Source organism: Escherichia sp. E10V10, assembly GCF_004211985.1.
In the GTDB taxonomy this organism is placed as follows: domain Bacteria; phylum Pseudomonadota; class Gammaproteobacteria; order Enterobacterales; family Enterobacteriaceae; genus Escherichia.
Genome location: NZ_RHJO01000001.1, coordinates 324,650 through 349,911, shown reverse-complemented (window position 1 = coordinate 349,911; position 25,262 = coordinate 324,650). Strand labels below are relative to the sequence as shown.

Sequence of the window (25,262 nt, the reverse complement as noted above, 5' to 3'; positions counted from 1 at the left end):
AAAGCCCTCTCGGTTGAGAGGGCTTTATTAAGGAAGGGGTAAAACTTATTTCTTATCGTTCTGCGGGAACTTCATTTCGCTGTAGCGTACGAAGTGGGTTCCTTTAATCAACTTATAGCCAAACCAGATCATAAGGAACAGCGGGATGCCAATATAGGTTGCCGCTACGCCACCCCAGTCGATAGTGTCTTTCAGGAACGCTTCGTAGTTCTGGCCCAGAGTGATAATCAGGCACAGCACAAAAGCGAAGATCGGTCCCAGCGGGAAGAAGCCTGAACGGTACGGCAGATCGTTAATATCATGCCCCTGCAGCACATAACCGCGACGGAAACGATAATGGCTGATCGCAATTCCCAGCCAGGCGATAAAGCCTGTCATACCGGAGGTGTTCAGCAGCCACAGGTATACCGTCTGGTTACCAAACATGGAGGTCAGGAAGCACAGACCCGCAATTACCGTGGTCGCATACAGCGCGTTACGCGGTACGCCGCCACGCGACAATTTAGCGAAAATGCGCGGCGCTTTACCGTCACACGCCAGGGTGTACAGCATACGAGTAGACGCATACATACCGGAGTTACCCGCTGACAGCACCGCCGTCAGAATAACCGCGTTCATCACCGCCGCCGCAGAGAGCAGACCCGCATGCTGGAACACCAGGGTGAACGGGCTGACGCTGATGTCTTTAACATCGTTACGCAGCAGGCTCGGATCGGTGTATGGAATGATCAGGCTGATGATCAGGATTGCGAACACATAGAACAGCAGGATTCGCCAGAACACCTGACGTACCGCGCGTGGAATGTTTTTCGCCGGTTCTTCGGACTCGCCTGCAGCAATACCGATCAGCTCAGTTCCCTGGAAAGAGAAGCCGACAATCATTGCCACACCGATCATCGCCGCAAAACCACCAGCAAATGGTGCTTCGCCAATCGTCCAGTTGCTCCATCCCGCAGGCTGTGCGCCTTTGAAGATGCCGATAATCATCATCACGCCGACGATGATAAAGACAATGACCGTGGTGACTTTGATCAGTGAGAACCAGTATTCCGCCTCGCCAAAGCCACGAACTGAAATGTAGTTCAGGAGGAAGATAACGCCGAGGAACAGCGCACTCCAGATCCAACCTGGGGTGTCCGGGAACCACCAGCTCATGACCAACTGAGCGGCCACCAGGTCAACGGCGATAGTTACCGCCCAGTTGTACCAGTAGTTCCAGCCCAGCGCGAAGCCAAAGCCTTCTTCAACATAGTTCTGACCGTAAGTGGCAAAGGAACCAGAAACCGGCATATATGCCGCCAGTTCACCAAGACTGGTCATCAGGAAGTAAACCATCAGGCCGATCAGAATATACGAGAGCAGCGCCCCACCTGGACCTGCCTGAGAGATCGTTGCGCCAGAGGCAACAAAAAGACCCGTACCGATGGAACCGCCAATGGCAATCATCGTCAGGTGACGCGCCTTTAATTCACGGCGTAAGCCCGGCGCTTCTGTGGTTTTAGTTTCGGAAACCATACGAAAATGCTATCCATCTTAAAAATGAGGCGCGATTGTAGCAGACGATTTGCAATCCTTCCGGTAGAAATACGCTTTTATAAGACACCTTCATGATCGCCCAGGGATTATAAGTAAAGCAACCAATCTCTTTTCTGGCGAATGTATACCGGTGGTGCTGCGTCACAAAATCGACACAGCCCCCGTAGGTTTCTGTACAACGGATTAACGCGGCAAAGTGGAGGAATCGCAGTACTCCAGAAAGCGCCGTAACGCGTTGGAAAGGTGTTTCTGCCGATGATGTATACGCCACAACGTACGCATCAGGCGCGGCAGAGGGACAGCAACTTCACTTAATGTGCCAGCCTGCAATTGATCTTCAATGACCCTTCGCGACAGGCAACTAATTCCCAACCCATGACGCACCGCATGTTTGATTGCCTCGGAGTTACCTAATTCCATCGCCATCTCAAACTTCGGTAAATGTGACAGCAACAGATAATCGACAATCTCCCGCGTGCCGGAACCGCGTTCACGCAGGATCCACGGCGCAGCGGCCAGCTGTTCTAAAGTGACCGGACCACGAGCCAACGGCGAAGTCGGCGCGGCGAAAACCACCAGCTCGTCTTCCAGCCACGGTTCAGAAATGATTTCAGTGCTGTGGCACGGTCCTTCAATAAAGCCAATATCAACGCGGAAATCCAGCACCGCTTGCATCACGTCCTGGCTGTTCCCAACGCTCAGTTCAATCGGCAACTGCGGATAATCATGGCGATACCGGGCGATGACTGCAGGCAGAATGTAGTTACCGATGGTACTACTGGCATAGACACGAATCGCGCCGTTGTCTTCGCGAAACAGTTGTTCGATTTCAATCGCCTGTTCAAGCAGTGCCAACGCACGCGGATAGAGCAGCCGCCCGTGTTCATTAACAACCAGTCTTTTCCCCACGCGATCAAACAGTTGCACGCCAAGCTGCCCTTCCAGGTCGGTCAAGGCTGCGCTCACTGCTGATTGCGACAACGCCAGCATCACCGACGCCTGGGTGGTTGATCCACTTTTCAATACTTCTGCAAAAACTTCCAACTGCCGGAGGGTGATGTGCATAGTCGCTTACCACTTATAAAGATTAATTATAAATATATAATCAATTTTATTTTTAAACCAGTTAGTCGTAACCTTATGCCCGGTTAAAGGAGAGGGTTATGACGAATATCACCTTACAGAAACAACATCGTACACTGTGGCATTTTATTCCGGGGTTAGCCCTGAGTGCAGTTATCACCGGGGTCGCCCTGTGGGGTGGTTCCATTCCCGCGATTGCGGGTGCCGGGTTTAGTGCCCTCACCCTCGCAATCTTGTTGGGGATGGTTTTAGGCAACACCATCTATCCGCACATCTGGAAAAGCTGTGACGGTGGCGTGCTGTTTGCCAAGCAATATTTATTACGTCTGGGTATCATTCTTTATGGCTTCCGTCTGACGTTCTCGCAAATTGCCGATGTCGGTATCAGTGGGATCATCATTGACGTGCTGACGCTGTCCAGTACCTTCCTGCTGGCTTGCTTCCTGGGGCAGAAAGTGTTTGGTCTGGATAAGCACACCAGCTGGTTGATCGGTGCCGGTAGCAGTATCTGTGGTGCTGCAGCGGTACTGGCGACTGAGCCGGTAGTGAAAGCGGAAGCCAGTAAAGTAACCGTGGCTGTTGCAACCGTTGTTATCTTCGGGACCGTCGCGATTTTCCTCTACCCGGCGATATATCCGCTGATGTCTCAATGGTTTAGCCCGGAAACTTTCGGTATCTACATTGGTTCTACTGTGCACGAAGTGGCGCAGGTGGTGGCGGCAGGTCATGCCATCAGCCCGGATGCAGAAAACGCAGCAGTTATTTCCAAAATGCTGCGCGTGATGATGCTGGCTCCGTTCCTCATCCTGCTGGCGGCGCGTGTTAAACAGCTGTCTGGGGCGAACAGCGGCGAGAAAAGCAAAATCACTATTCCGTGGTTTGCCATCTTGTTCATCGTAGTTGCCATCTTTAACTCGTTCCACCTGTTACCGCAGAGCGTGGTGAACATGCTGGTAACGCTGGATACCTTCCTGCTGGCAATGGCGATGGCGGCGCTGGGTCTGACCACTCACGTCAGCGCGCTGAAAAAGGCCGGGGCGAAACCTCTGCTGATGGCACTGGTACTGTTTGCCTGGCTGATTGTTGGTGGTGGTGCAATTAACTATGTGATTCAAAGCGTCATCGCATAAACCACTACATCTTGCTCCTGTTAACCCGCTATCATTACCGTTTTCCTCCAGCGGGTTTAACAGGAGTCCTCGCATGAAATACATTGGAGCGCACGTTAGTGCTGCTGGCGGTCTGGCAAATGCCGCAATTCGCGCCGCCGAAATCGACGCAACCGCGTTTGCCTTGTTCACCAAAAACCAACGTCAGTGGCGTGCCGCACCGCTCACGACGCAAACCATCGATGAATTCAAAGCCGCCTGTGAAAAATATCACTACACATCGGCGCAAATTCTTCCCCACGACAGTTATCTGATTAACCTCGGACATCCGGTCGCTGAAGCTCTGGAAAAATCGCGCGATGCCTTTATAGATGAAATGCAGCGTTGCGAACAGCTAGGGCTTTCTTTGCTCAACTTCCACCCTGGCAGCCATCTGATGCAGATTTCAGAAGAGGATTGCCTTGCGCGTATTGCCGAATCCATCAACATTGCGCTGGATAAAACACAAGGTGTGACCGCGGTGATTGAAAATACCGCCGGTCAGGGCAGCAATTTAGGGTTTAAATTCGAACATCTCGCAGCGATTATCGACGGTGTGGAAGATAAATCCCGCGTCGGCGTCTGCATTGATACCTGCCATGCTTTCGCTGCCGGGTATGATTTGCGTACTCCAGCCGAATGCGAGAAAACGTTCGCTGATTTTGCTCGTATTGTCGGCTTTAAATATCTGCGCGGGATGCACCTTAACGATGCGAAAAGCACCTTTGGCAGCCGCGTTGACCGCCATCATAGCCTCGGTGAAGGCAATATCGGTCATGATGCGTTCCGCTGGATCATGCAGGACGACCGTTTCGACGGCATTCCGCTGATCCTCGAAACTATCAACCCGGATATCTGGGCAGAAGAGATCGCCTGGCTGAAAGCGCAACAAACTGAAAAAGCGGTAGCCTGAAAATGAACAACCGGGAGAAGGAAATCCTTGCAATTTTACGGCGTAACCCGCTGATTCAGCAGAATGAAATTGCGGATATGCTGCAAATTAGCCGTTCGCGCGTAGCGGCGCATATTATGGATTTAATGCGCAAAGGGCGGATTAAAGGCAAAGGTTACATTCTCACCGAGCAGGAATATTGCGTGGTGGTGGGAACAATCAATATGGATATTCGCGGGATGGCGGATATCCGTTATCCGCAAGCGGCCTCTAATCCCGGTACGATTCATTGCTCGGCGGGCGGCGTTGGGCGCAACATCGCCCACAATCTGGCACTGTTAGGCCGCGACGTCCATTTACTCTCGGTGATTGGCGATGACTTTTATGGCGAAATGCTCCTGGAAGAGACGCGCCGCGCCGGCGTGAATGTCTCCGGCTGCGTTCGTTTACACGGTCAAAGCACATCGACGTATCTGGCAATTGCCAATCGAGACGATGAAACCGTGCTGGCGATTAACGATACCCATCTGTTGGAACAGTTGACACCGCAACTACTGAACGGGTCTCGCGATTTACTTCGTCATGCGGGCGTAGTGCTGGCAGATTGTAACCTGACTGCCGAGGCGCTGGAGTGGGTCTTTACCCTCGCTGATGAAATCCCGGTGTTTGTCGATACCGTTTCAGAATTCAAAGCGGGCAAAATCAAACACTGGCTGGCGCATATTCACACCCTGAAACCCACTTTACAGGAACTGGAAATTTTATGGGGACAGGCGATCATCAGCGATGCTGACCGTAATGCCGCAGTGAATGCGTTGCATCAGCAAGGTGTTCAGCAACTGTTTGTTTATTTGCCCGATGAGTCAGTTTATTGCAGCGAAAAGGATGGTGAACAATTTTTGCTGACTCCGCCAGCACATACGACGGTAGACAGTTTTGGTGCTGACGATGGTTTTATGGCGGGCCTGGTGTATAGCTTTCTGGAAGGAAGCAGTTTCCGTGATAGCGCCCGTTTTGCGATGGCCTGCGCGGCAATTTCGCGCGCCAGCGGCAGCTTAAACAACCCTACCCTGTCTGCCGATAACGCGCTTTCATTAGTGCCAATGGTGTAACAATGTTGCCGGATGCGACGCTTAACGCGTCTTATCCGGCTCATAAATCGCGCACTACGCTAAACCAATAAAGAACCCGGCAATGGTCGCACTCATCAGGTTGGAAAGCGTCGCCGCCGCCAGCGCCCGTAAACCAAGCTGGGCGATTTCCGGCGCACGGTGTGGCGCAACCGCAGAAAATGCCCCAACCACTACCCCGATAGAACCAAAGTTAGCGAAACCGCACAGCGCAAAAGAAATAATCGCCACGGTTTTAGCATTCAGAGAGCCACCCGTTTGCAGATATGGCGAGAAATTGAGATAAGCGACAAATTCATTGATCGCCAGCTTCTGCCCAATCAAACTCCCGGCAAGATTTGCATCACTCCAGTCAACACCCATCACCCACGCCAGCGGGGCCAGCAGATAACCTAAAATGGACTCCAGCGAGGCTTGCTCAAAACCAAACCAGCCGCCAACGCCGCCGATAATACCGTTAATTAACGCAATGATGGCAACAAATGCCATCACCACTGTTGCCACACCCGCAGCGATTTTCAACCCGGTCATCGCCCCGGTCGCTGCCGCTTCAATAATGCTTTTTGGCGGTGTTTCGGTGAAAGAGAGGTTATTAAAGGAAACCTGCGAAGATTCCGTAGCCGGGCTTAGCAGGCGGGCAAACAAGATCCCGCCGGGGATCGCCATTAATGATGCCGCCAGCAGATATTCCACAGGTACGCCCAGTGCAGCGTAACCAATCATTGTCGAACCAGCAATTGAGGCCATCCCGCTGCAAATAGCTGTAAATAATTCATTGCGATTCAGCCGATCGATAAAGGGCTTCACGATCGCCGGAATTTCGTTTTGCCCGAGGAAAATGGTAGTAACCGCGACGAATGACTCAATCTTGCTGATATTTAATGCTTTCTGGAATATACCGCCGAGAATGCGAATTAAAATCCCCATCACACCGATGTAGTAGAGAATACTCACCAGTGCAGTGACGAAGATAATTGCCGGTAATACCCTGAAACCAAAGATAAATCCTGCGCCATCAAATAAGGTGTCCATTTTCGGTCCGACCAGAGAACCGAAGATAAATGCGCTACCCGCGTCGCTGTACGCCATCACTTTATGGACGCCAAAAGCGACTTTTTCAGCGACCCAACGCCCTGGCGGTAACCAAAGCATAATGCCGCCAATCACGACCTGTAATACTAACGCCGCGCCAACGGTACGCAGGCTGATCTTCTTCTTGTTTACTGACAGTAAAAACGCAATCGTCAGCAATACCACCATTCCCAGAACACTTCTCATGACATCCATAGTTATTATCTCTTCATGTCATATTGGGCGACGGCTTTCTGCCCATCAGAAATAGCCGGGCCTGCATTTTGCGATACTGGCCCGGCTTGTTATCAACACTTAATGGGTTTTGATGTAGCCGCGAACGCACTCTTCGACTAATCCCCAGAACCAGTCGGTATCAATAGTGATGCCGACTTTGGTATTGGCGGGCTTGCCAAGAACGCCCAGCTCGTCGCAGACGGTACGCCCATAGCAAGGGCCACTGTTGACGTCCACTTCGACGTACATCTCCTGGGTTTTAATGCCATCAGGGTTAATCAGATAACCGATGCAGGTGGCGTCGTGCACCGGGCCGCCAGCCAGACCGTAGTTTTCGAACTGCGTTTTGAGAGTGAAGTTCATGATGTCGCTGAACAGCTCCCCGGCAGGGCCGCCTGCCCTTTCCATCCGTGCAATCACGTCAGGGGTGCAAACGGTCTGGTTGGTGAGATCGAGGCCCATCATCACCAACGGAACGCCGGAGGTGAACACCACGCGTGCGGCTTCCGGGTCAGCAAAGATGTTGAACTCGGCAGATGGCGTAAAGTTGCCAGTACCATAAGCGCCGCCCATCAGTACAATTTCACGGATTTTGGGCAGAATTGCGGGTTGCATGCGCATTGCCACCGCGATGTTTGACAACGGACCAACCGGCACCAGAGTGATATCGCCATCGCTTGCCATCAGGGTATCGATGATGTATTTCACCGCATGAGTGCTTTCTGCCTGGCGGGTCAGCGGCTCGAATACCGGGCCATCCAGTCCGGTTTCACCGTGAATATTATCGGCAACAATTTGTTGACGCATAATGGGCTGCGGCATCCCCGCATAAACCGGAACATTAATCTCCAGTTTCTGGCAAACATTCAGGCCATTAATTAATGTTTTATCAAGCGTCTGATTACCCGCCACAATAGTGATACCTAATAAATCAATCGCCGGATGTTTCGCAGCCATCATTATGGCAATAGCATCATCATGACCCGGATCACAATCCAGAATAATTTTTCTCTTTTCCATTGTTTATTTCCTCTGTTTCCAGTTGCGTTATTTTTTCTACAGCAAAGAAAATTCGACCGGGCCGATGATTGAATCTTAACAACAGCGTACGTATGCTAAATATGAGAAATCTCATAGCGGATAAACATCGTGAAAGAAATCCACAATAATGATCTTAAGCAGCAATTGATGAGTGAATCCGCGTTTAAGGATTGCTTTTCAACGGATGTTTCAGCCGATACGCGGCTGTTTCATTTTTTAGCGCGTGACTACATTGTGCAGGAAGGGCAACAGCCGTCCTGGCTGTTTTACCTGACGCGAGGCCGTGCCAGACTTTACGCCACGCTAGCTAATGGTCGCGTGTCGCTGATTGATTTCTTTGCCGCGCCCTGTTTTATTGGCGAGATTGAGTTAATCGATAAAGATCATGAACCGCGTGCGGTACAGGCTATTGAAGAGTGTTGGTGTATTGTGCTCCCCATGAAACATTACCGTCCGCTGTTATTAAACGACACGCTATTTTTACGAAAACTCTGCGTCACCTTAAGTCATAAAAATTATCGTAATATTGTATCTCTAACGCAGAACCAATCATTTCCGTTAGTGAATCGCCTGGCAGCATTTATATTACTCTCGCAAGAAGGTGATCTTTATCACGAAAAACACACACAAGCGGCAGAGTATTTGGGTGTTTCTTATCGGCACCTGTTATATGTTCTCGCGCAATTCATTCACGACGGTTTATTAATTAAAAGTCAGAAAGGATATTTAATTAAAAACAGAAAGCAGCTGTTAGGGTTGGCGCTGGAAATGGACCCGGAGAATAAATTCTCCGGGATGATGCAGTAAAAATTATTGGCAATAGTGCGATTGCCGGATACGTCTTATCCGGACTACAAATCGAGCATTACGCCAGCCCAAGAAAGAACCCGGCAATAGTCGCACTCATCAGGTTGGAAAGCGTCGCTGCTGCCAGCGCCCGTAAACCAAGCTGGGCGATTTCCGGAGCACGTTTTGGCGAAATAGCCGAAAACGCCCCAACGACAACGCCGATAGAACCAAAGTTAGCAAAACCACACAGCGCAAAGGAGATAATCGCAATGGTTTTCACTTCCAGCGTGCCGCCCGTTTGCAGGTATGGTGAAAAACTCAGGTAAGCGACGAATTCGTTAATCGCCAGTTTCTGCCCAATCAGGCTACCCGCAAGGTTGGCATCGCTCCAGTCTACCCCCATGATCCACGCCAGTGGCGCCAGCACATAGCCAAAAATACTTTCCAGAGAAGCATTGGCGAGACCAAACCAGCCGCCAATTCCGCCGATAATGCCGTTGATCAACGCAATAATTGCGACAAACGCCATTACCACCGTCGCCACACCCGCGGCAATTTTCAGCCCGGTCATCGCACCGCTCGCCGCCGCTTCGATAAAGCTTTTTGGCGGCGTTTCGCTGAATGACAGGTTTTCAAATGTCACCTGCGAAGGCTCGGTTGCTGGGCTAAGAATACGCGCAAACAAAATACCGCCGGGGATAGCCATCAGCGATGCCGCTAACAGGTAGTCAATCGGCACGCCCATTCCGGCATAACCAATCATCATCGAACCAGCAATGGACGCCATCCCGCTACAAATTGCGGTAAACAACTCGTTGCGATTCATGCGATCGATAAACGGTTTTACGATCGCCGGGATCTCGTTTTGCCCGAGGAAAATAGTGGTAACTGCAACAAAAGATTCGATTTTGCTGATGTTGAGGGCTTTCTGGAAAATACTGCCAAGAATGCGAATCAGCAGCCCCATCACGCCAATGTAATAAAGCAGGCTAATGAGCGCGGTAACGAAGATAATCGCCGGAAGTACGCGAAAGGCGAAGATAAAGCCCGCTCCATCAAAGAGAACATCCATTTTCGGCCCAACCAGCGAACCAAAAATGAAGGCGCTACCGGCATCACTGTAAGACATCACTTTATGAACGCCTAATGCCGCCTGTTCTACTGCCCATTTTCCCGGCGGAAAATAGAGCATGATGCCACCAATAGCGATTTGCAGCAGCAGCGCGGCTCCAACCGTGCGCAAACTGATACTTTTTTTATTTACCGACAACAAAAATGCTATTGCCAGTAACACCACCATCCCCACAACACTTCTCATTATATCCATAATGATTTTCCCTTCATGCCAGTAAACCCGGCGTCAGCGCCAGGTTTCGGTATGTATGATCAGTACGGGCGACGGCTTTCTGCCCGTCAGAAATTAACCCGCGAGACGCTGGTATTCTTTGGCAATTTCACTCGCCAGAATGGCGTTGTTGAACACCAGCTGGATGTTGGATTTCAGGCTGTCACCGCCGGTCAGTTCAGCAACGCGCGCCAGCAAGAACGGCGTACTTTCTTTACCAATAACACCCTGCGCTTCAGCTTCAGCTACCGCCTGATCGATCGCCGCATTGATAGTGTGTTCCGGCATAGCAAACTGTTCCGGGATCGGGTTCGCTACCACGAGGCCACCGTTCAGCCCGCTTTGCCATTTCACCGCCATCGCACGGGCAATTTCTGTGGCACTGTCGAGACGAATGCTGACGTCAAACGGGCTGGTGCGGCAGAAAAACGCAGGCAGCGCTTTGGTCTGATAGCCAATTAGCGGTACACCGAAAGTTTCTAAATATTCGGTAGTTAAGCCTAAATCGAGAATAGATTTCGCCCCGGCACAAACAACGGTGACATTGGTATTTGCCAGTTCTTGCAAATCGGCAGAAATATCGAAGGTATGTTCCGCCCCGCGATGCACACCGCCAATACCACCGGTGGCAAATACTTTAATTCCGGCAAGCGCCGCAATAATCATCGTTGAAGCAACGGTGGTTGCGCCATTTTTTCCGGCGGCAACAACAAAAGGTAAATCGCGACGGCTAACTTTGGTTACGTTATGTCCTTCACGACCCAGCAATTCAATTTCTTCTTTGCTTAACCCCACTTTCATCACGCCACCAATAATGGCGATAGTGGCAGGTACAGCGCCCTGTTTACGAATAGTTTCTTCTACTTCAATTGCCGTCTGGGCATTTTGTGGAAACGGCATACCGTGAGAGATAATGGTCGATTCCAGCGCAACTACTGGTTTTTTGCTTTTTAAAGCATCCTGAACTTCCGGGGAAATTTGTAATAATTCAGGGGAAATGTTTAATTCAGACATTCTGCGTTCTCCACTAACGATATAACGTTGGCAATCGATAAATTTGGGTTATTGGTGTATTCACAGGAGAGCGCCATTGACGAACATCCCTGTGCAAAACGAACAGATTCGGCAAACGGCATTCCGTCGACCCAACACGATGCAAGACCTGCCATCATGGCATCGCCCGCTCCGGTAACATTAATGACATTGGTTTTAATCGCTGCAGACCAGCCGTTTTCACCGCCGATTTCACTGTAGTAAACACCGTCTCCGCCCATACTCAGTACCAGGCGGTTCAGGCCATGTTGATGGAACCAGGCGGCAACTTTTGCGACATCTTCACGCCCTGACAGCGCAATCCCGCTCAGGGTTTCCGCTTCAAGACGGTTTGGCTTCAGGGTGTGGATCTGACTTAGACGGTCGCGCACTTTGACGCATTTCCAGGCCGAAACCGGATCGACAAATACAGGTACGTCGGCGGCATTATCCAGAATCCAGACCAACGCCTCTTCACTGATATTACAGTCAGCGACAATGACCTTTGCTCCCTGGATAAATTCACGGTGCTGTGCGAGATATTCCGCAGAAATACAGTTGCTAATATTCATGTCATTTATAGCAACCAGCATTTCACCGGTATTATCGAGCAATGATAAATAGCTCGAGGTATTTTCCCCTGGCACAATCAGGCATTTATCGACATAAACACCGGATTGATTGGTTTGCGTCAGGAGCGATTGGCCATAAAAATCACTGCCTACAGCGCTAAGTAGCCAGACTTTGTTCCCCAGCAACGCCAGATTTTGCGCGATATTGCGCCCTACTCCACCAGGAGTAAATTTTATTTTCCCTGGATTTGAATCCGCATAATTTAATGATTCATGTGAATATCCGGCGACATCAATATTCGCCGAACCTATAATTACGACATATTCCTTTTCGCGCATAGTACGTCCCCTGGTAAAAAATTACCAACTCTGTCAATCCACAAGAATATAGGTACTGCAAATAACGTTTAAACATGTGTTCATATTTAAACATGTGCTCATAGTATGCATGTTTTACTTAAAGTAAATTGCCGCCAGATGGGCAAAATGGGCAGATTTGAACAGGCTCACAAAACGCTATTAAATGCATGGATTAAAAAAACGGAGAATTTGTGATGGGATGCACAGAACAGGAACAATAAAAAAGGGCAGAAATTAATCTGCCCTTGAGGAAATAACGTTGATGTTCGATGAAGATTTCAGGTTTTCACTTAAAGATAAACCATATAAATTCATATAGTTACCTTCAAGAACTTGTCAATCACCTTGCGATCATCAAATGATACAGGGCAGGAAATTTCTGCCCTGTTGTTCACGTTTTATTATGCGGCTTTCGCTACCGCGTCCACTTCCGGACGTTTCAGGAAGGCATAAGCCAAACCCGCCACCAGCGTACCGGCAATAATTGCTACCAGGTAACCCAGTACCGGCGTAATAGCGCCAGGGATCAGCAGAACAAACAGACCACCGTGCGGTGCCATCAGTTTCGCACCAATCGCCATTGAGATTGCGCCAGTCAGCGCCCCACCAACGATACAGCACGGCAGCACGCGCATCGGATCACGAGCAGCAAACGGAATTGCACCTTCCGAAATAAAGCACAGTCCCAGTACCAGAGCGGCTTTGCCGCCTTCCTGCTGCGCTTTGTCGAATTTGCGACGCGCCACCATCGTTGCCAGCCCCATTGCCAGAGGAGGCACCATACCTGCCGCCATAATCGCTGCCATTGGGCCATAGGTTTGGGTACTCAGCAGACCCACACCGAACGCGTATGCCGCTTTGTTAACCGGGCCGCCCATATCAGTACACATCATGCCGCCGAGGATCGCACCCAGCAGAACCGCATTCGCAGTCCCCATCGTTTGCAGCCAGTGAGTCAGAGCTTCGAGGATGCCAGCAACCGGTTTACCGATCAGGTAGATCATCGCCAGACCAACAACCAGACTGGAAATCAGCGGAATGATCAAAATCGGTTTCAGCGCCTCCATACTCTGCGGCAGTTTCAGCTGCGTGCTGATTAGCTTCGCGATGTAACCTGCCAGGAAGCCCGCAATAATACCGCCAATGAAACCAGAACCTGTGCTGACCGCCAGCATACCGCCAATCAGGCCAGGCGTGAGGCCCGGACGGTCGGCAATAGAGAAGGCAATATAACCTGCCAGTACCGGCACCATCAGCGCAAAGGCTGAACTGCCACCAATCTGCATCAGCGCCGCGGCCAGCGTACCCGGCTCTTTAAACGCTTCGATACCAAAAGCAAAAGAAAGCGCGATACACAGACCGCCAGCAACCACCATCGGCAACATGTAGGAAACGCCCGTCAGCAAGTGACGATACGCGCCAGCACTCTCTTTCTTGCCTTCAGTCGCCGCCGTTTGAGCTTTGCCTGCTGGTTCGTAAGGCGTCGCTTCAGCAACGGCTTTATCCAGTTCCTGCGCGGTTTTCTTCAGCGCCAGACCGGTAGAGGTGCGATACATCGGTTTACCAGCAAATTTCGCCAGATCGACTTCAATATCTGCCGCCACAATGACCAGATCCGCCGCTGCCACTTCTTCAGGGGTGATGGCATTACCCGCGCCTACAGAGCCACGAGTTTCAACTTTCACCCACCAGCCACGTTTTTTCGCTTCGGTTTCAATGGCTTCTGCAGCCATAAAAGTGTGCGCCACCCCGGTCGGGCAAGCTGTCACCGCTACTACGCGTTTCGGACCACTGGCAGCAACCGGTGCTGTCGCAGCGACCGGCGCAGTGTAAGGTTTCGCATGGCCTTTGGCTTCACTCAGGAACAGCTCAGGGTGCGCAACTGCCCGGGAAATATCACCCAGCCAGACATTTTTACCGTTCAGCGCGCTGTCATTCGGGATGGAATCACCGAGAACAATCGCCATTTCGGCGTCGTTCGGATTGTCGATGATTTCCAGTTTTGCTTTTCGCGCCGCCGCGCCCAGCAGGGTCTTCGCCATATAGGCGCGTGCCTGACCGAGATTAGCGTCAATAATCAGCAGCGTTTTCATTATGCCTCTCCTGCTGTCAGTTAAAAGGTTGTAAGTCGACGCGCGCCATCATTGCGGCCAACTGCGGACGATCGGTAATACCCACATTGCTTTGACTTACCGCCAGGGCAGCAACAGCTGTCGCCAGACGCAGAGTGTGTTCACTGGATTCACGCATCAGCAAGCCATAAATCAGGCCACCAACCATAGAATCCCCTGCGCCAACGGTGCTTACGACATCGACTGACGGTGGTTTGGCGATCCATTCGCCGGAGGCATTAACCCAAAGCGCGCCTTCGGCACCCAGTGAAATAACGACATGCGCGATACCTTGTTCACGCAGCGCATGCGCAGCTTCAATCACATCTTTCATTTCAGGCAGTTTACGGCCAGCCCAGATTTCCAGCTCGCGGCGGTTAGGTTTCACCAGCCACGGTGCCGCTTTTAAACCTGCCACTAACGCTTCACGACTACTATCAAAGATAATGCAAGGACACTGACTACGCAGGCGAGTCATCCAGTCGGTGAAGGCTTCCGGGCTGACGCCTGATGGTAAACTGCCGCTGACACAGACCATATCGAACTGACCAAGCCAGCTCAGAGAATCCGTCACAAAGCGTTCCCAGTCGGCTGGAGTGACTTCAAAACCCGAGAAGTTGAGGTCGGTCACTTCGCCGTCTTTTTCCGTCAACTTGACATTAATACGGGTGCGCCCCTGTACAACCTGGAAACGGTTGGCAATGCCCAGCTCGCTGAACAATTGCTGAAACCCATCCTGGTTATCTTTACCGAGGAAGCCGCCAACAGTGACATCAATCCCCAGATCTTTCAGAACTTTGGCAACGTTGATACCTTTACCCGCCGCATGCAGACCGGTGGTTTTCACCAGGTTCACTTCGCCGCGTTCAATTTCCGGGCAAAAACCAACAAGGTCATAAGCCGGATTAAGGGTGATCGTAGCAACACGTCTGCTCATTACGCGCCCTCCCCAAGACCTGCGGCGATGGCGTCGCCAATGGCGTTCAGCGCCTGTTCAGCATCTGGTCCCTGGGCGGTAAAGCGTAGGCGATGACCTTTCTTAACGCCAAGTGCTACAACTTTCATCAGACTACGTCCGTTTGCCGGTTTGCCGGTGCCATCAAGGTTTGTCACGGTAATATCACTGTTAAATTGTTTAATGGTATTGACCAACATGGTGCCTGGACGGGCATGCAGGCCGTGTTCATTGCGCACCACAAACTCCGCGCTTAACACGTCGTCGGTCGGCGCATCATCGCTGGTCAGCAGCGCCAGCAACGTTGCTGCATCTGCTTTCAGCAAGCGGTCAGCTTTATTGTCGAGCAGCAAATCGGCGAGACGCTTAAGAACCGCGACGGGCTGATCGTCATTCATCGCCACACTCACCAGCATGGCAGCCGTTTCGCCGTCCACATCAAAAGCATTTGCCGCACGGCTTACCGCAATCGCGCTACGCAGATTACCTTCGGCGCTATCGCTCAGCCAGATGCCTTGCCCGAGATTTAATGGCTGCTCGTTGATGGCTTTGGTGACGAAGGTAGCGTCAACTGCGCCCGCTTCTTTCAGACGAGCGGCGTTTAACGCTTGCAGGGTCAGCAAATCACTGGCAACGATATCCAGTGTCAGCATTTCGTTATCAAGCTTCAGCTGCTCACTCTGCTTTTCGCCCATCAGCAATGCGCGAAGTTCTTCTGCTGTTGTTGCTGACTTCAGTTGTTCAGCAACGGAATCATCGCTCAGTACATGGGTTAGTTGGCGCAGCAAGCCCAGATGTTCATCGGAGCTGGCGGCAATACCGATAGCCACGTACGCGACTTGACCTTCACCCCATGTCACACCTTCCGGGAACTGAAATACCTGAACGCCGGTTTTCAGTACCTGATCGCGGGTGTCGGTAGTACCGTGTGGAATAGCAATCCCGTTGCCGAGAAAGGTTGAGGTTTGCTGTTCGCGTGCCAGCATGCCATTGACGTAGCCTTCCGCTACATTACCGGCTTGCACCAGCGCCGCGGCGACCTTGCGAATAGCCTCTTCTTTGTCTCCGGCCTTCTCGCCCGGATGGATGTCCTGTACGGATAACTGGAACATAGTTCTCCTCTCTTGCTGAATTGAAACGATTCAGCTTCTATGAGAAAAAAAGCGCCAACCTGGCTTAGGATTAAAGACAAGATCGCGCTGAAACGTTTCAATCAAGAATAATACTTCTTCTTCAGCACGCAAGGGAAGCCGCTAAATTATGTCCAAAAGTTTGATGTGCTGCACATTTTTTTGCCAAAAATCTGAAATGCTGACAGTGAAATTAGCCATCAGCATTAGCATTTCGACGGCGTCAGCTGAGGATCAGCAAGAGTGAAATGCCATTTTGATTATTCGTGGCGAGTTTGATTTCACTGACTGTTTATTTTCTGACAGGCAGCGTAAACTCCGCGTCTTCATCTTTCACTGATCGACCAGCATGCATAACTCCCCCGCAGTTTCCAGCGCGAAATCGTTTGACCTGACGTCAGCGGCGTTTTTAATTGTTGCCTTTCTCACCGGTATTGCAGGCGCCCTGCAAACCCCGACGCTAAGTATTTTCCTCACTGATGAAGTGCACGCGCGCCCGGCGATGGTGGGATTCTTCTTTACCGGCAGCGCCGTTATCGGAATTCTGGTCAGTCAGTTTCTCGCCGGACGCTCTGATAAACGCGGCGATCGTAAATCACTGATTGTCTTTTGCTGCCTGTTAGGCATGCTGGCCTGTACCCTTTTTGCCTGGAATCGCAATTACTTTGTTTTGCTATTCGTTGGCGTCTTTCTTAGCAGCTTTGGCTCTACCGCCAACCCGCAAATGTTTGCTCTTGCTCGTGAACATGCCGACAAAACCGGACGTGAGGCGGTGATGTTCAGCTCTTTTTTACGCGCTCAGGTTTCACTGGCATGGGTCATTGGCCCGCCGCTGGCTTATGCCTTAGCGATGGGTTTCAGCTTTACGGTAATGTATCTGAGCGCAGCGGTAGCGTTTATTGTTTGCGGCGTGATGGTGTGGCTGTTTTTACCGTCGATGCAAAAAGAGCTTCCGTTGGCGACCGGCACGGTTGAAGCGCCGCGCCGTAACCGTCGCGATACGCTGTTGCTGTTTGTCATTTGTACATTGATGTGGGGCTCGAACAGCCTGTACATCATCAACATGCCGCTATTTATTATCAACGAACTGCATCTTCCCGAGAAACTGGCCGGTGTGATGATGGGGACCGCCGCCGGGCTGGAAATCCCGACGATGTTGATTGCCGGATATTTTGCCAAACGTCTGGGTAAGCGCTTCTTAATGCGCGTTGCCGCCGTGGGTGGCGTCTGTTTTTACGCAGGAATGCTGATGGCGCATTCACCTGTCATTCTGTTGGGCTTGCAGCTGCTAAATGCTATTTTTATCGGCATTCTGGGCGGTATCGGGATGCTCTATTTTCAGGATTTGATGCCCGGTCAGGCAGGTTCAGCCACCACGCTCTATACCAACACTTCGCGCGTAGGCTGGATCATCGCAGGTTCAGTGGCGGGCATCGTCGCCGAGATCTGGAATTATCACGCGGTGTTCTGGTTTGCGATGGTGATGATTATCGCCACCCTGTTTTGCTTACTGCGGATTAAAGATGTTTAAGGCGCGGTCAACATTTCCAGATCGATAAGCCAGGTCATGGCCTGCTGACGCGTGTTACCGCACATTTCAGCACTGGCCTGCAAGCCTGCGCAAACTTTCGGCCGTAGTGGAGATGTGAAAATTTTACAGCGTTGCTGTTCATCAAGCTGAATGCAGGGCGTATTGGCGGGCTTGCCATCTGGCATACCGGGAATAGGACTGGAGATTGAGGGGGCGGTGCAACACGCCCCGCAACCCGGACGGCATTCCATACGTTGTTCTCTTAAGGTTAACCACCGGATTGAGGAGCGCGCACATTACCACCTTTTTGGCACCAGCAAAAGTGCGAATAGCACTTGCCTGAAAGGCCCGTCGCGAGTAGTTTGTCGCGATATTTTTGACATTTTCGACAACAGGAATTTTTCGATGCCAAGAGCGAACGAAATTAAAAAAGGTATGGTACTGAATTACAACGGCAAACTGCTGCTGGTTAAGGATATTGATATTCAGTCGCCTACCGCCCGCGGTGCCGCTACGCTGTACAAAATGCGTTTTTCAGACGTCCGTACCGGGCTGAAAGTGGAAGAACGCTTTAAAGGCGATGATATCGTTGATACCGTGACGCTGACCCGCCGCTACGTTGACTTCTCCTACGTCGATGGCAACGAATATGTCTTTATGGATAAAGAAGACTATACCCCGTATACCTTCACCAAAGATCAGATTGAAGAAGAACTGCTGTTTATGCCGGAAGGCGGCATGCCAGACATGCAGGTTCTGACCTGGGACGGTCAACTGCTGGCGCTTGAACTGCCGCAGACCGTTGATCTGGAAATCGTTGAAACCGCTCCTGGCATCAAAGGCGCTTCTGCCAGTGCCCGTAACAAACCGGCGACCTTGAGCACCGGCCTGGTGATTCAGGTACCAGAATACTTAAGCCCGGGCGAAAAAATTCGTATCCATATCGAAGAACGCCGTTATATGGGGCGTGCTGACTAACTTCAGCCACATTCAGAAAAGGGACAGCTCAGACTGTCCCTTTTTAATTTATTATACCAATCCTTCATTTTGCGCCTCCTGAACACCTTTCGCCTGCAATATTCACTTGTAAATTGATCGTCCTCACACTTCATCGCATTAACAATCCAGACCAATTTCAATTGCTGTCATATAACTTTACACTAGCGTTGTTAATCAATCGTTACTAAGACGTGACTTCTATGAACACAATTGCCTCCACTACGTTCCCGCCTCACATTCACACTCCACGTTACGATCGCCAGCAATTGAAATCCCGTATCGTTCATTTTGGCTTTGGAGCCTTTCACCGCGCACATCAGGCGTTACTGACCGACCGTGTGCTGAATGCCCAGAGCAGCGATTGGGGGATCTGTGAAATCAGTTTGTTCAGCGGCGATCGGCTAATGAGCCAACTTCGCGAACAGGATCATTTATATACCGTGTTGGAGAAAGGCGCAGACGGCAATCAGGCGATTATTGTCGGGGCCGTTCATGAATGCCTGAATGCAAAACTGGATTCCTTAGCGGCGATTATTGAGAAGTTTTGCGAACCGCAGGTGGCAATTGTGTCCCTGACCATTACCGAAAAAGGTTATTGTATCGACCCGGCCACCGGTGCGCTTGATACCAATAATTCGCGGATTATTCATGACTTACAAAGCCCGGAAGAACCTCACTCCGCGCCAGGCATTCTTGTCGAAGCGCTGAAACGCCGTCGTGAACGTGGCCTTGCGCCGTTTACCGTACTTTCCTGCGATAATATTCCCGACAATGGTCATGTGGTGAAAAATGCGGTGCTGGGGATGGCTGAAAAACGCTCTCCAGAACTTGCCGAGTGGATAAAAGAACACGTCAGCTTTCCGGGAACCATGGTCGACCGCATTGTCCCGGCAGCAACGGAAGAATCACTGGCAGAAATTAGCCAATATCTGGGCGTGAATGATCCCTGTGCCATTAGCTGCGAGCCGTTTATCCAGTGGGTGGTGGAAGATAACTTCGTCGCAGGGCGCCCGGCCTGGGAAATCGCAGGTGTACAAATGGTGGATGATGTCCTGCCGTGGGAAGAGATGAAACTGCGCATGCTTAATGGCAGCCACTCTTTTCTCGCTTATCTGGGCTACCTGGCTGGATTCGCCCATATTAGTGATTGCATGCAGGACCGCGCATTTCGCCATGCCGCCAGAACATTAATGTTGGATGAGCAAGCGCCAACGCTACGGATTAAAGATGTCGATTTAACATACTATGCGGATACGTTAATTGAACGTTTTGCCAATCCAGCGCTGAAACATAAGACCTGGCAAATCGCGATGGATGGCAGTCAAAAATTACCGCAACGCATGTTGGCAGGGATTCACATCCATCTGGCTCGCGAAACAAACTGGCCGTTACTGGCATTAGGCGTCGCAGGTTGGATGCGCTATGTGAGCGGCGTAGATGATGCCGGAAAAGCTATCGATGTCCGCGATCCGCTTTACGATAAAATTCACAACCTCGTTGCGGGCAGTAGCAGTGAACAACGCGTCACCGCCCTGCTTTCTTTGCGTGAAGTATTCGGTGATGACCTACCAGATAACCCGCATTTTGTGCAGGCCATCGAACAAGCCTGGCAACAAATCGCGCAGTTCGGCGCGCATCAGGCGCTATTAAACACCCTCAAAATTTAACGATTTCTGCGGTTAAAGCGGATGGAGCATCGCTTCGTCCGCCCTCTCTCTTCTCTTTTCCGCCTTTTTTAGCCAGGATTAACGCACAGTTAACTCATCTGATTATTGCGGAGCCGTTGTGACCAGGACCAACCTCATCACCGGTTTTCTCGGCAGCGGGAAAACAACCTCTATTCTTCATCTGCTAGCCCACAAAGATCCCAACGAAAAATGGGCGGTTCTGGTTAATGAATTTGGGGAAGTTGGAATTGATGGTGCTTTGCTCGCCGATAGCGGCGCATTGCTGAAAGAGATCCCCGGCGGCTGCATGTGCTGCGTTAATGGTTTACCCATGCAGGTAGGGTTGAATACCTTACTGCGCCAGGGAAAACCAGACCGCTTGCTGATAGAGCCGACCGGACTGGGTCATCCGAAACAGATCCTCGATCTGTTAACCGCGCCGGTCTATGAACCGTGGATCGATCTGCGCGCCACGTTGTGCATTCTCGATCCGCGCCTGCTGCTGGACGAAAAAAGCGTCGGTAATGAAAACTTCCGTGATCAACTGGCTGCCGCAGACATCATTGTCGCCAATAAATCCGACCGTGCTACGCCAGAAAGCGAGCAAGCGTTACAACGCTGGTGGCAACAAAACGGTGGCGAACGGCAATTAATTCACAGCGATCATGGGCAAATTGAAGGTCATCTTCTGGATTTACCTCGTCGAAATTTAACTGAGTTGCCCGCCAGCGCTGCCCATTCGCATCAACATAACGAGAAAAAAGGATTAGCGGCATTAAGCCTGCCAGAGCATCAACGCTGGCGTCGCAGTCTGAATAGCGGACAAGGACACCAGGCCTGCGGTTGGATATTCGACGCTGATACCGTGTTCGACACCATTGGCATTCTGGAATGGGCGCGACTTGCACCGGTCGGACGCGTAAAAGGCGTGATGCGGATACCAGAAGGTCTTGTGCGCATCAACCGTCAGGGCGATGACCTGCACATTGAAACGCAAAACGTTGCACCGCCAGATAGCCGCATTGAGCTGATTTCCAGCAACGAAACTGACTGGAACGCCTTACAGAGCGCGCTGTTGAAGCTTCGTTTAGCGACCAACGCGTAAGGTTGCCTGCGTTTTTCAGTAAGATAATTAGAGAAAATATGATCAAAAATTTGCCGCAAATAGTGCTGTTAAATATTGTCGGCCTCGCGCTGTTTCTTTCCTGGTACATTCCCGCCAATCACGGATTCTGGTTGCCGATTGACGCGGATATTTTTTATTTTTTTAATCAGAAACTGGTCGAAAGCAAGACTTTTTTATGGCTGGTTGCGTTGACTAATAATCGCGCCTTCGACGGTTGTTCACTGCTGGCGATGGGAATACTGATGCTGAGTTTCTGGCTGAAAGAAAACGCCCCCGGCAGACGGCGTATTGTGATTATTGGTCTGGTCATGCTGTTAACCGCAGTGGTATTAAACCAGTTGGGCCAGGCATTTATTCCGGTAAAACGGGCCAGTCCGACATTGACCTTTACAGATATTAACCGCGTCAGCGAACTGCTATCTGTTCCAACGAAAGATGCCTCACGAGATAGTTTTCCCGGCGATCATGGCATGATGCTGCTTATTTTTTCCGCTTTTATGTGGCGATATTTCGGAAAAGTCGCAGGAGTAATCGCCCTTATTATATTTGTGGTTTTTGCATTTCCCAGAGTGATGATTGGCGCACATTGGTTTACCGATATCATTGTCGGTTCCATGACGGTGATATTGATTGGGTTGCCCTGGTGGCTAATGACACCTTTAAGTGATCAATTAATCGCCTTTTTTGACAAATCACTGCCTGGAAAAAATAAACATTCATAAAACAAATAACTCACAGTAATTAACATCATCAGGTTTATTTTCATAGTAGGGATAATCCTGATGATGTGCGACTTTGCTCTCGTTCATTAAGTGAAATGATCATTCTCTAAGCAAATGAATGGATTGCGCATCTTTTAGACAATAGTACTTTAATTGACCAATCCCGTTTATTAACTTTCTGTATCACTTTTTCTTATAAAAAATCATGTAAAACCGCTCGCCAAGACCGCGTCAATCGGGTAATCTCGAACACGTTTTGCCTCGGCGGTAGATTATCCTCACAGCATATAATTTTGTGCGTTAGTCCACAGATTTGGCCTTAAGGAATTGTTTCAACGTGCCCAGGTAATTAGTCTCGTGTCGCTTGGCATTTTTTTATAACGATATTTGTCGTTAAGGACTTCAAGGGAAAACAAACAACATGGTCAAATCTCAACCGATTTTGAGATATATCTTGCGCGGGATTCCCGCGATTGCAGTAGCGGTTCTGCTTTCTGCATGTAGTGCAAATAACACCGCAAAGAATATGCATCCTGAGACACGTGCAGTGGGTAGTGAAACATCATCACTGCAAGCTTCTCAGGATGAATTTGAAAATCTGGTTCGTAATGTCGACGTAAAATCGCGAATTATGGATCAGTATGCTGACTGGAAAGGCGTACGTTATCGTCTGGGTGGCAGCACTAAAAAAGGTATCGATTGTTCTGGTTTCGTACAGCGTACATTCCGCGAACAATTTGGCTTAGAACTTCCTCGTTCAACTTATGAACAGCAGGAAATGGGCAAGTCAGTTTCCCGCAGTAATTTGCGTACGGGTGACTTAGTTCTGTTCCGTGCCGGTTCAACTGGACGCCATGTCGGTATTTATATCGGCAACAATCAGTTCGTTCATGCTTCCACCAGCAGTGGTGTTATTATTTCCAGCATGAATGAGCCGTACTGGAAAAAGCGTTACAACGAAGCACGTCGGGTTCTTAGCCGCAGCTAATAAACCGTTTGGATGCAATCCCTTGGCTATCCTGACGAGTTAACTGAAGGCACTGCTTAAGCAGTGCTTTTTTGTTTTCATTCATCATAGAAAATGATGTTTCCGTGCCTTGAACCAGGCTATAGTCCCGTCATTCTCTTTCACTTCAGCGTTGTCGTAATCTCGGGAATATTAACGGAACCATGTTCATACGCGCTCCCTCTTCCGGACGTAAGATCCTGCTTACCTGCATTATTGCGGGCGTGATGATTGCAATACTGGTCAGCTGTCTTCAGTTTTTGGTTGCCTGGCATAAACACGAAGTCAAATACGATACACTGATTACCGACGTACAAAAGTATCTCGATACCTACTTCGCCGACCTGAAATTAACCACTGACCGCCTACAGCCGCTCACCTTAGATACCTGTCAGCAGGCTAACCCTGAACTAACTGCCCGCGCGGCGTTTAGCATGAATGTTCGCACATTTGTGCTGGTGAAAGATAAAAAGAGCTTTTGTTCATCAGCGACGGGGGAGATGGATATACCGCTCAATGAGTTGATCCCGGCGCTCGATATTAACAAAGACGTCGATATGGCGATGTTGCCTGGCACGCCAATGGTGCCCAACAAACCCGCTATCGTCATCTGGTATCGCAACCCTTTATTGAAAAATAGCGGCGTTTTTGCAGCATTAAACCTGCACCTGACGCCATATCTTCTCTATAGCTCTCGTCAGCAAGATTTCGACGGAATCGCACTCATTATTGGCGATACCGTGCTTTCGACATTTTCGTCGCATTTGATGAACGTCCGTGAGTTATCCGGCAAACCAGTACGCGAAACCAAAATAACAGGCATTCCGCTGACTGTGCGTCTTTATGCTGATGACTGGACATGGAACGATGTGTGGTATGCGTTTTTACTGGGCGGTATGAGTGGAACTGTCGTTGGCCTGCTCTGCTATTACCTGATGAGTGTGCGTATGCGCCCTGGCAGAGAAATTATGGCTGCCATCAAACGTGAGCAATTTTACCTGGTGTATCAGCCGGTGATTGATACACCAACGCTGCGGGTCACGGGCCTGGAAGTGCTGCTACGCTGGCGTCACCCTGTTGCAGGTGAAATCCCGCCGGATGCCTTCATTCAATATGCCGAATCGCAAAAGATGATCGTGCCGCTAACCCAGCATCTGTTTGAGCTTATAGCCCGTGATGCGGCTGAATTACAAAACGTACTGCCGGTGGGCATAAAGTTTGGCATTAATATCGCACCGGAACATCTGCACAGCGAGAGCTTTAAAGCGGATATACATCGGCTGCTCGCCTCCCTACCCGCGCACCATTTCCAGATTGTACTGGAGATAACCGAACGCGATATGCTGAAAGAGCATGAAGCCACAAAACTGTTCGCCTGGCTGCACTCTGTCGGCGTGGAAATTGCTATTGATGACTTCGGCACCGGACACAGCGCGCTTATCTATCTGGAACGCTTCACACTCGAGTATCTGAAAATTGACCGTGGATTTATCAATGCTATAGGTACGGAAACGGTCACATCTCCGGTGCTTGACGCGGTGCTCACGCTGGCGAAACGTCTCAATATGCTGACGGTTGCTGAAGGTGTCGAAACACCGGAACAGGCGCGCTGGCTACGTGAGCGCGGTGTTAATTTCCTGCAAGGCTATTGGATTAGCCGTCCCTTACCGATAGATGATTTTGTCCGCTGGCTGGAGAAACCGCATACGCCGCAGTGGTAAGGTGTGCTTGTGTCCCTTATTATTCATAGTTGAAGCATGCCGGATTGCGGCTAATGAT

The 25,262-nt window shown here is 50.5% G+C and carries 22 protein-coding genes; 11 read left to right on the top strand and 11 right to left on the bottom strand.

The features are described 5' to 3' along the window. Window positions 1-45 precede the first annotated feature (45 nt). Window positions 46-1,515 (bottom strand): lysine-specific permease, encoded by a 1,470-nt coding sequence (gene lysP / locus D9736_RS01550; RefSeq protein WP_130207072.1) that lies wholly within the window; start codon window positions 1,513-1,515, stop codon window positions 46-48. Window positions 1,516-1,719: 204 nt separating this feature from the next. Next, window positions 1,720-2,601 (bottom strand): DNA-binding transcriptional regulator YeiE, encoded by an 882-nt coding sequence (gene yieE, locus D9736_RS01540; protein ID WP_130207074.1) that lies wholly within the window; start codon window positions 2,599-2,601, stop codon window positions 1,720-1,722. A gap of 98 nt (window positions 2,602-2,699) precedes the next feature. Between yieE and D9736_RS01535 the strand changes: the two genes are divergently transcribed. The 3 genes from D9736_RS01535 to D9736_RS01525 all read left to right on the top strand — a co-directional run bounded on the left by D9736_RS01535 (window position 2,700) and on the right by D9736_RS01525 (window position 5,771). Continuing rightward, on the top strand, window positions 2,700-3,749 hold the full coding sequence (locus D9736_RS01535) for a YeiH family protein (protein WP_000182044.1): 1,050 nt from the start codon (window positions 2,700-2,702) through the stop codon (window positions 3,747-3,749). A 73-nt stretch (window positions 3,750-3,822) separates the two neighbouring features. Beyond that, the gene (nfo, locus tag D9736_RS01530) at window positions 3,823-4,680 is read left to right on the top strand and encodes a deoxyribonuclease IV (RefSeq protein WP_000873880.1); all 858 of its coding nucleotides are present in this window, start codon (window positions 3,823-3,825) and stop codon (window positions 4,678-4,680) included. A gap of 2 nt (window positions 4,681-4,682) precedes the next feature. Then, a complete protein-coding gene (locus D9736_RS01525; protein ID WP_130257517.1) occupies window positions 4,683-5,771 on the top strand; it encodes a sugar kinase in 1,089 nt (362 codons plus the stop codon). Window positions 5,772-5,825: 54 nt separating this feature from the next. Here the strand turns inward: D9736_RS01525 and D9736_RS01520 are convergent, their stop codons facing one another. Then, window positions 5,826-7,076, bottom strand: a complete 1,251-nt coding sequence (locus D9736_RS01520) for a NupC/NupG family nucleoside CNT transporter (RefSeq protein WP_130257516.1) — start codon at window positions 7,074-7,076, stop codon at window positions 5,826-5,828. Window positions 7,077-7,175: 99 nt separating this feature from the next. Next, window positions 7,176-8,117 (bottom strand): ribosylpyrimidine nucleosidase, encoded by a 942-nt coding sequence (gene rihB, locus D9736_RS01515; protein WP_000415429.1) that lies wholly within the window; start codon window positions 8,115-8,117, stop codon window positions 7,176-7,178. A 129-nt stretch (window positions 8,118-8,246) separates the two neighbouring features. Here rihB and D9736_RS01510 point away from each other — a divergent pair, with 129 nt between their 5' ends. After that, window positions 8,247-8,945 (top strand): transcriptional regulator YeiL, encoded by a 699-nt coding sequence (locus tag D9736_RS01510; RefSeq protein ID WP_130257515.1) that lies wholly within the window; start codon window positions 8,247-8,249, stop codon window positions 8,943-8,945. A 58-nt stretch (window positions 8,946-9,003) separates the two neighbouring features. On the opposite strand, the gene D9736_RS01505 is transcribed toward D9736_RS01510, so the two are convergent. The 6 genes from D9736_RS01505 to fruB form a co-directional block, all read right to left on the bottom strand. Next, a complete protein-coding gene (locus D9736_RS01505) occupies window positions 9,004-10,254 on the bottom strand; it encodes a NupC/NupG family nucleoside CNT transporter (protein ID WP_130257514.1) in 1,251 nt (416 codons plus the stop codon). Between the two features lie 93 nt (window positions 10,255-10,347). After that, window positions 10,348-11,286 carry a pseudouridine-5'-phosphate glycosidase gene (gene psuG / locus D9736_RS01500; protein ID WP_130257513.1) on the bottom strand — a complete coding sequence of 313 codons (939 nt, stop codon included), beginning with the start codon at window positions 11,284-11,286 and terminating at the stop codon, window positions 10,348-10,350. Next, entirely contained in the window at window positions 11,274-12,215 is a 942-nt protein-coding gene (locus tag D9736_RS01495; protein WP_130257512.1) for a pseudouridine kinase, read from the bottom strand. The genes psuG and D9736_RS01495 overlap by 13 nt, the downstream gene beginning before the upstream one ends. A gap of 422 nt (window positions 12,216-12,637) precedes the next feature. Then, on the bottom strand, window positions 12,638-14,329 hold the full coding sequence (fruA, locus tag D9736_RS01490) for a PTS fructose transporter subunit IIBC (RefSeq protein WP_130221882.1): 1,692 nt from the start codon (window positions 14,327-14,329) through the stop codon (window positions 12,638-12,640). Window positions 14,330-14,345: 16 nt separating this feature from the next. Beyond that, window positions 14,346-15,284, bottom strand: coding sequence for a 1-phosphofructokinase (gene fruK / locus D9736_RS01485; RefSeq protein ID WP_000091270.1), 939 nt, complete (start codon window positions 15,282-15,284; stop codon window positions 14,346-14,348). Then, a complete protein-coding gene (fruB, locus tag D9736_RS01480; protein ID WP_130207094.1) occupies window positions 15,284-16,414 on the bottom strand; it encodes a fused PTS fructose transporter subunit IIA/HPr protein in 1,131 nt (376 codons plus the stop codon). Before fruB ends, fruK begins: the two co-directional genes overlap by 1 nt. A 367-nt stretch (window positions 16,415-16,781) precedes the next feature. Here fruB and setB point away from each other — a divergent pair, with 367 nt between their 5' ends. After that, window positions 16,782-17,963, top strand: a complete 1,182-nt coding sequence (gene setB / locus D9736_RS01475) for a sugar efflux transporter SetB (RefSeq protein WP_130221884.1) — start codon at window positions 16,782-16,784, stop codon at window positions 17,961-17,963. Here setB and D9736_RS01470 read toward each other — a convergent pair. Further along, a complete protein-coding gene (locus D9736_RS01470; protein WP_064526801.1) occupies window positions 17,960-18,214 on the bottom strand; it encodes a YkgJ family cysteine cluster protein in 255 nt (84 codons plus the stop codon). The two genes, setB and D9736_RS01470, sit on opposite strands and share 4 nt — an antisense overlap. A 154-nt stretch (window positions 18,215-18,368) precedes the next feature. Between D9736_RS01470 and yeiP the strand changes: the two genes are divergently transcribed. The 6 genes from yeiP to D9736_RS01440 all read left to right on the top strand — a co-directional run bounded on the left by yeiP (window position 18,369) and on the right by D9736_RS01440 (window position 25,204). Beyond that, window positions 18,369-18,941, top strand: coding sequence for an elongation factor P-like protein YeiP (yeiP, locus tag D9736_RS01465; protein WP_001136827.1), 573 nt, complete (start codon window positions 18,369-18,371; stop codon window positions 18,939-18,941). Between the two features lie 221 nt (window positions 18,942-19,162). Continuing rightward, window positions 19,163-20,629: a mannitol dehydrogenase family protein gene (locus D9736_RS01460; protein WP_130257511.1), complete on the top strand. Its 1,467-nt coding sequence runs from the start codon at window positions 19,163-19,165 to the stop codon at window positions 20,627-20,629. Between the two features lie 118 nt (window positions 20,630-20,747). Then, window positions 20,748-21,734 (top strand): zinc-binding GTPase YeiR, encoded by a 987-nt coding sequence (yeiR, locus tag D9736_RS01455; RefSeq protein ID WP_130257510.1) that lies wholly within the window; start codon window positions 20,748-20,750, stop codon window positions 21,732-21,734. A 38-nt stretch (window positions 21,735-21,772) separates the two neighbouring features. After that, the gene (lpxT, locus tag D9736_RS01450) at window positions 21,773-22,477 is read left to right on the top strand and encodes a Kdo(2)-lipid A phosphotransferase (protein ID WP_130257509.1); all 705 of its coding nucleotides are present in this window, start codon (window positions 21,773-21,775) and stop codon (window positions 22,475-22,477) included. Between the two features lie 421 nt (window positions 22,478-22,898). Beyond that, window positions 22,899-23,465, top strand: coding sequence for a bifunctional murein DD-endopeptidase/murein LD-carboxypeptidase (gene mepS / locus D9736_RS01445; RefSeq protein ID WP_000241011.1), 567 nt, complete (start codon window positions 22,899-22,901; stop codon window positions 23,463-23,465). Window positions 23,466-23,647: 182 nt separating this feature from the next. Then, a complete protein-coding gene (locus D9736_RS01440) occupies window positions 23,648-25,204 on the top strand; it encodes a cyclic di-GMP phosphodiesterase (protein ID WP_130257508.1) in 1,557 nt (518 codons plus the stop codon). Window positions 25,205-25,262: the final 58 nt, after the last annotated feature.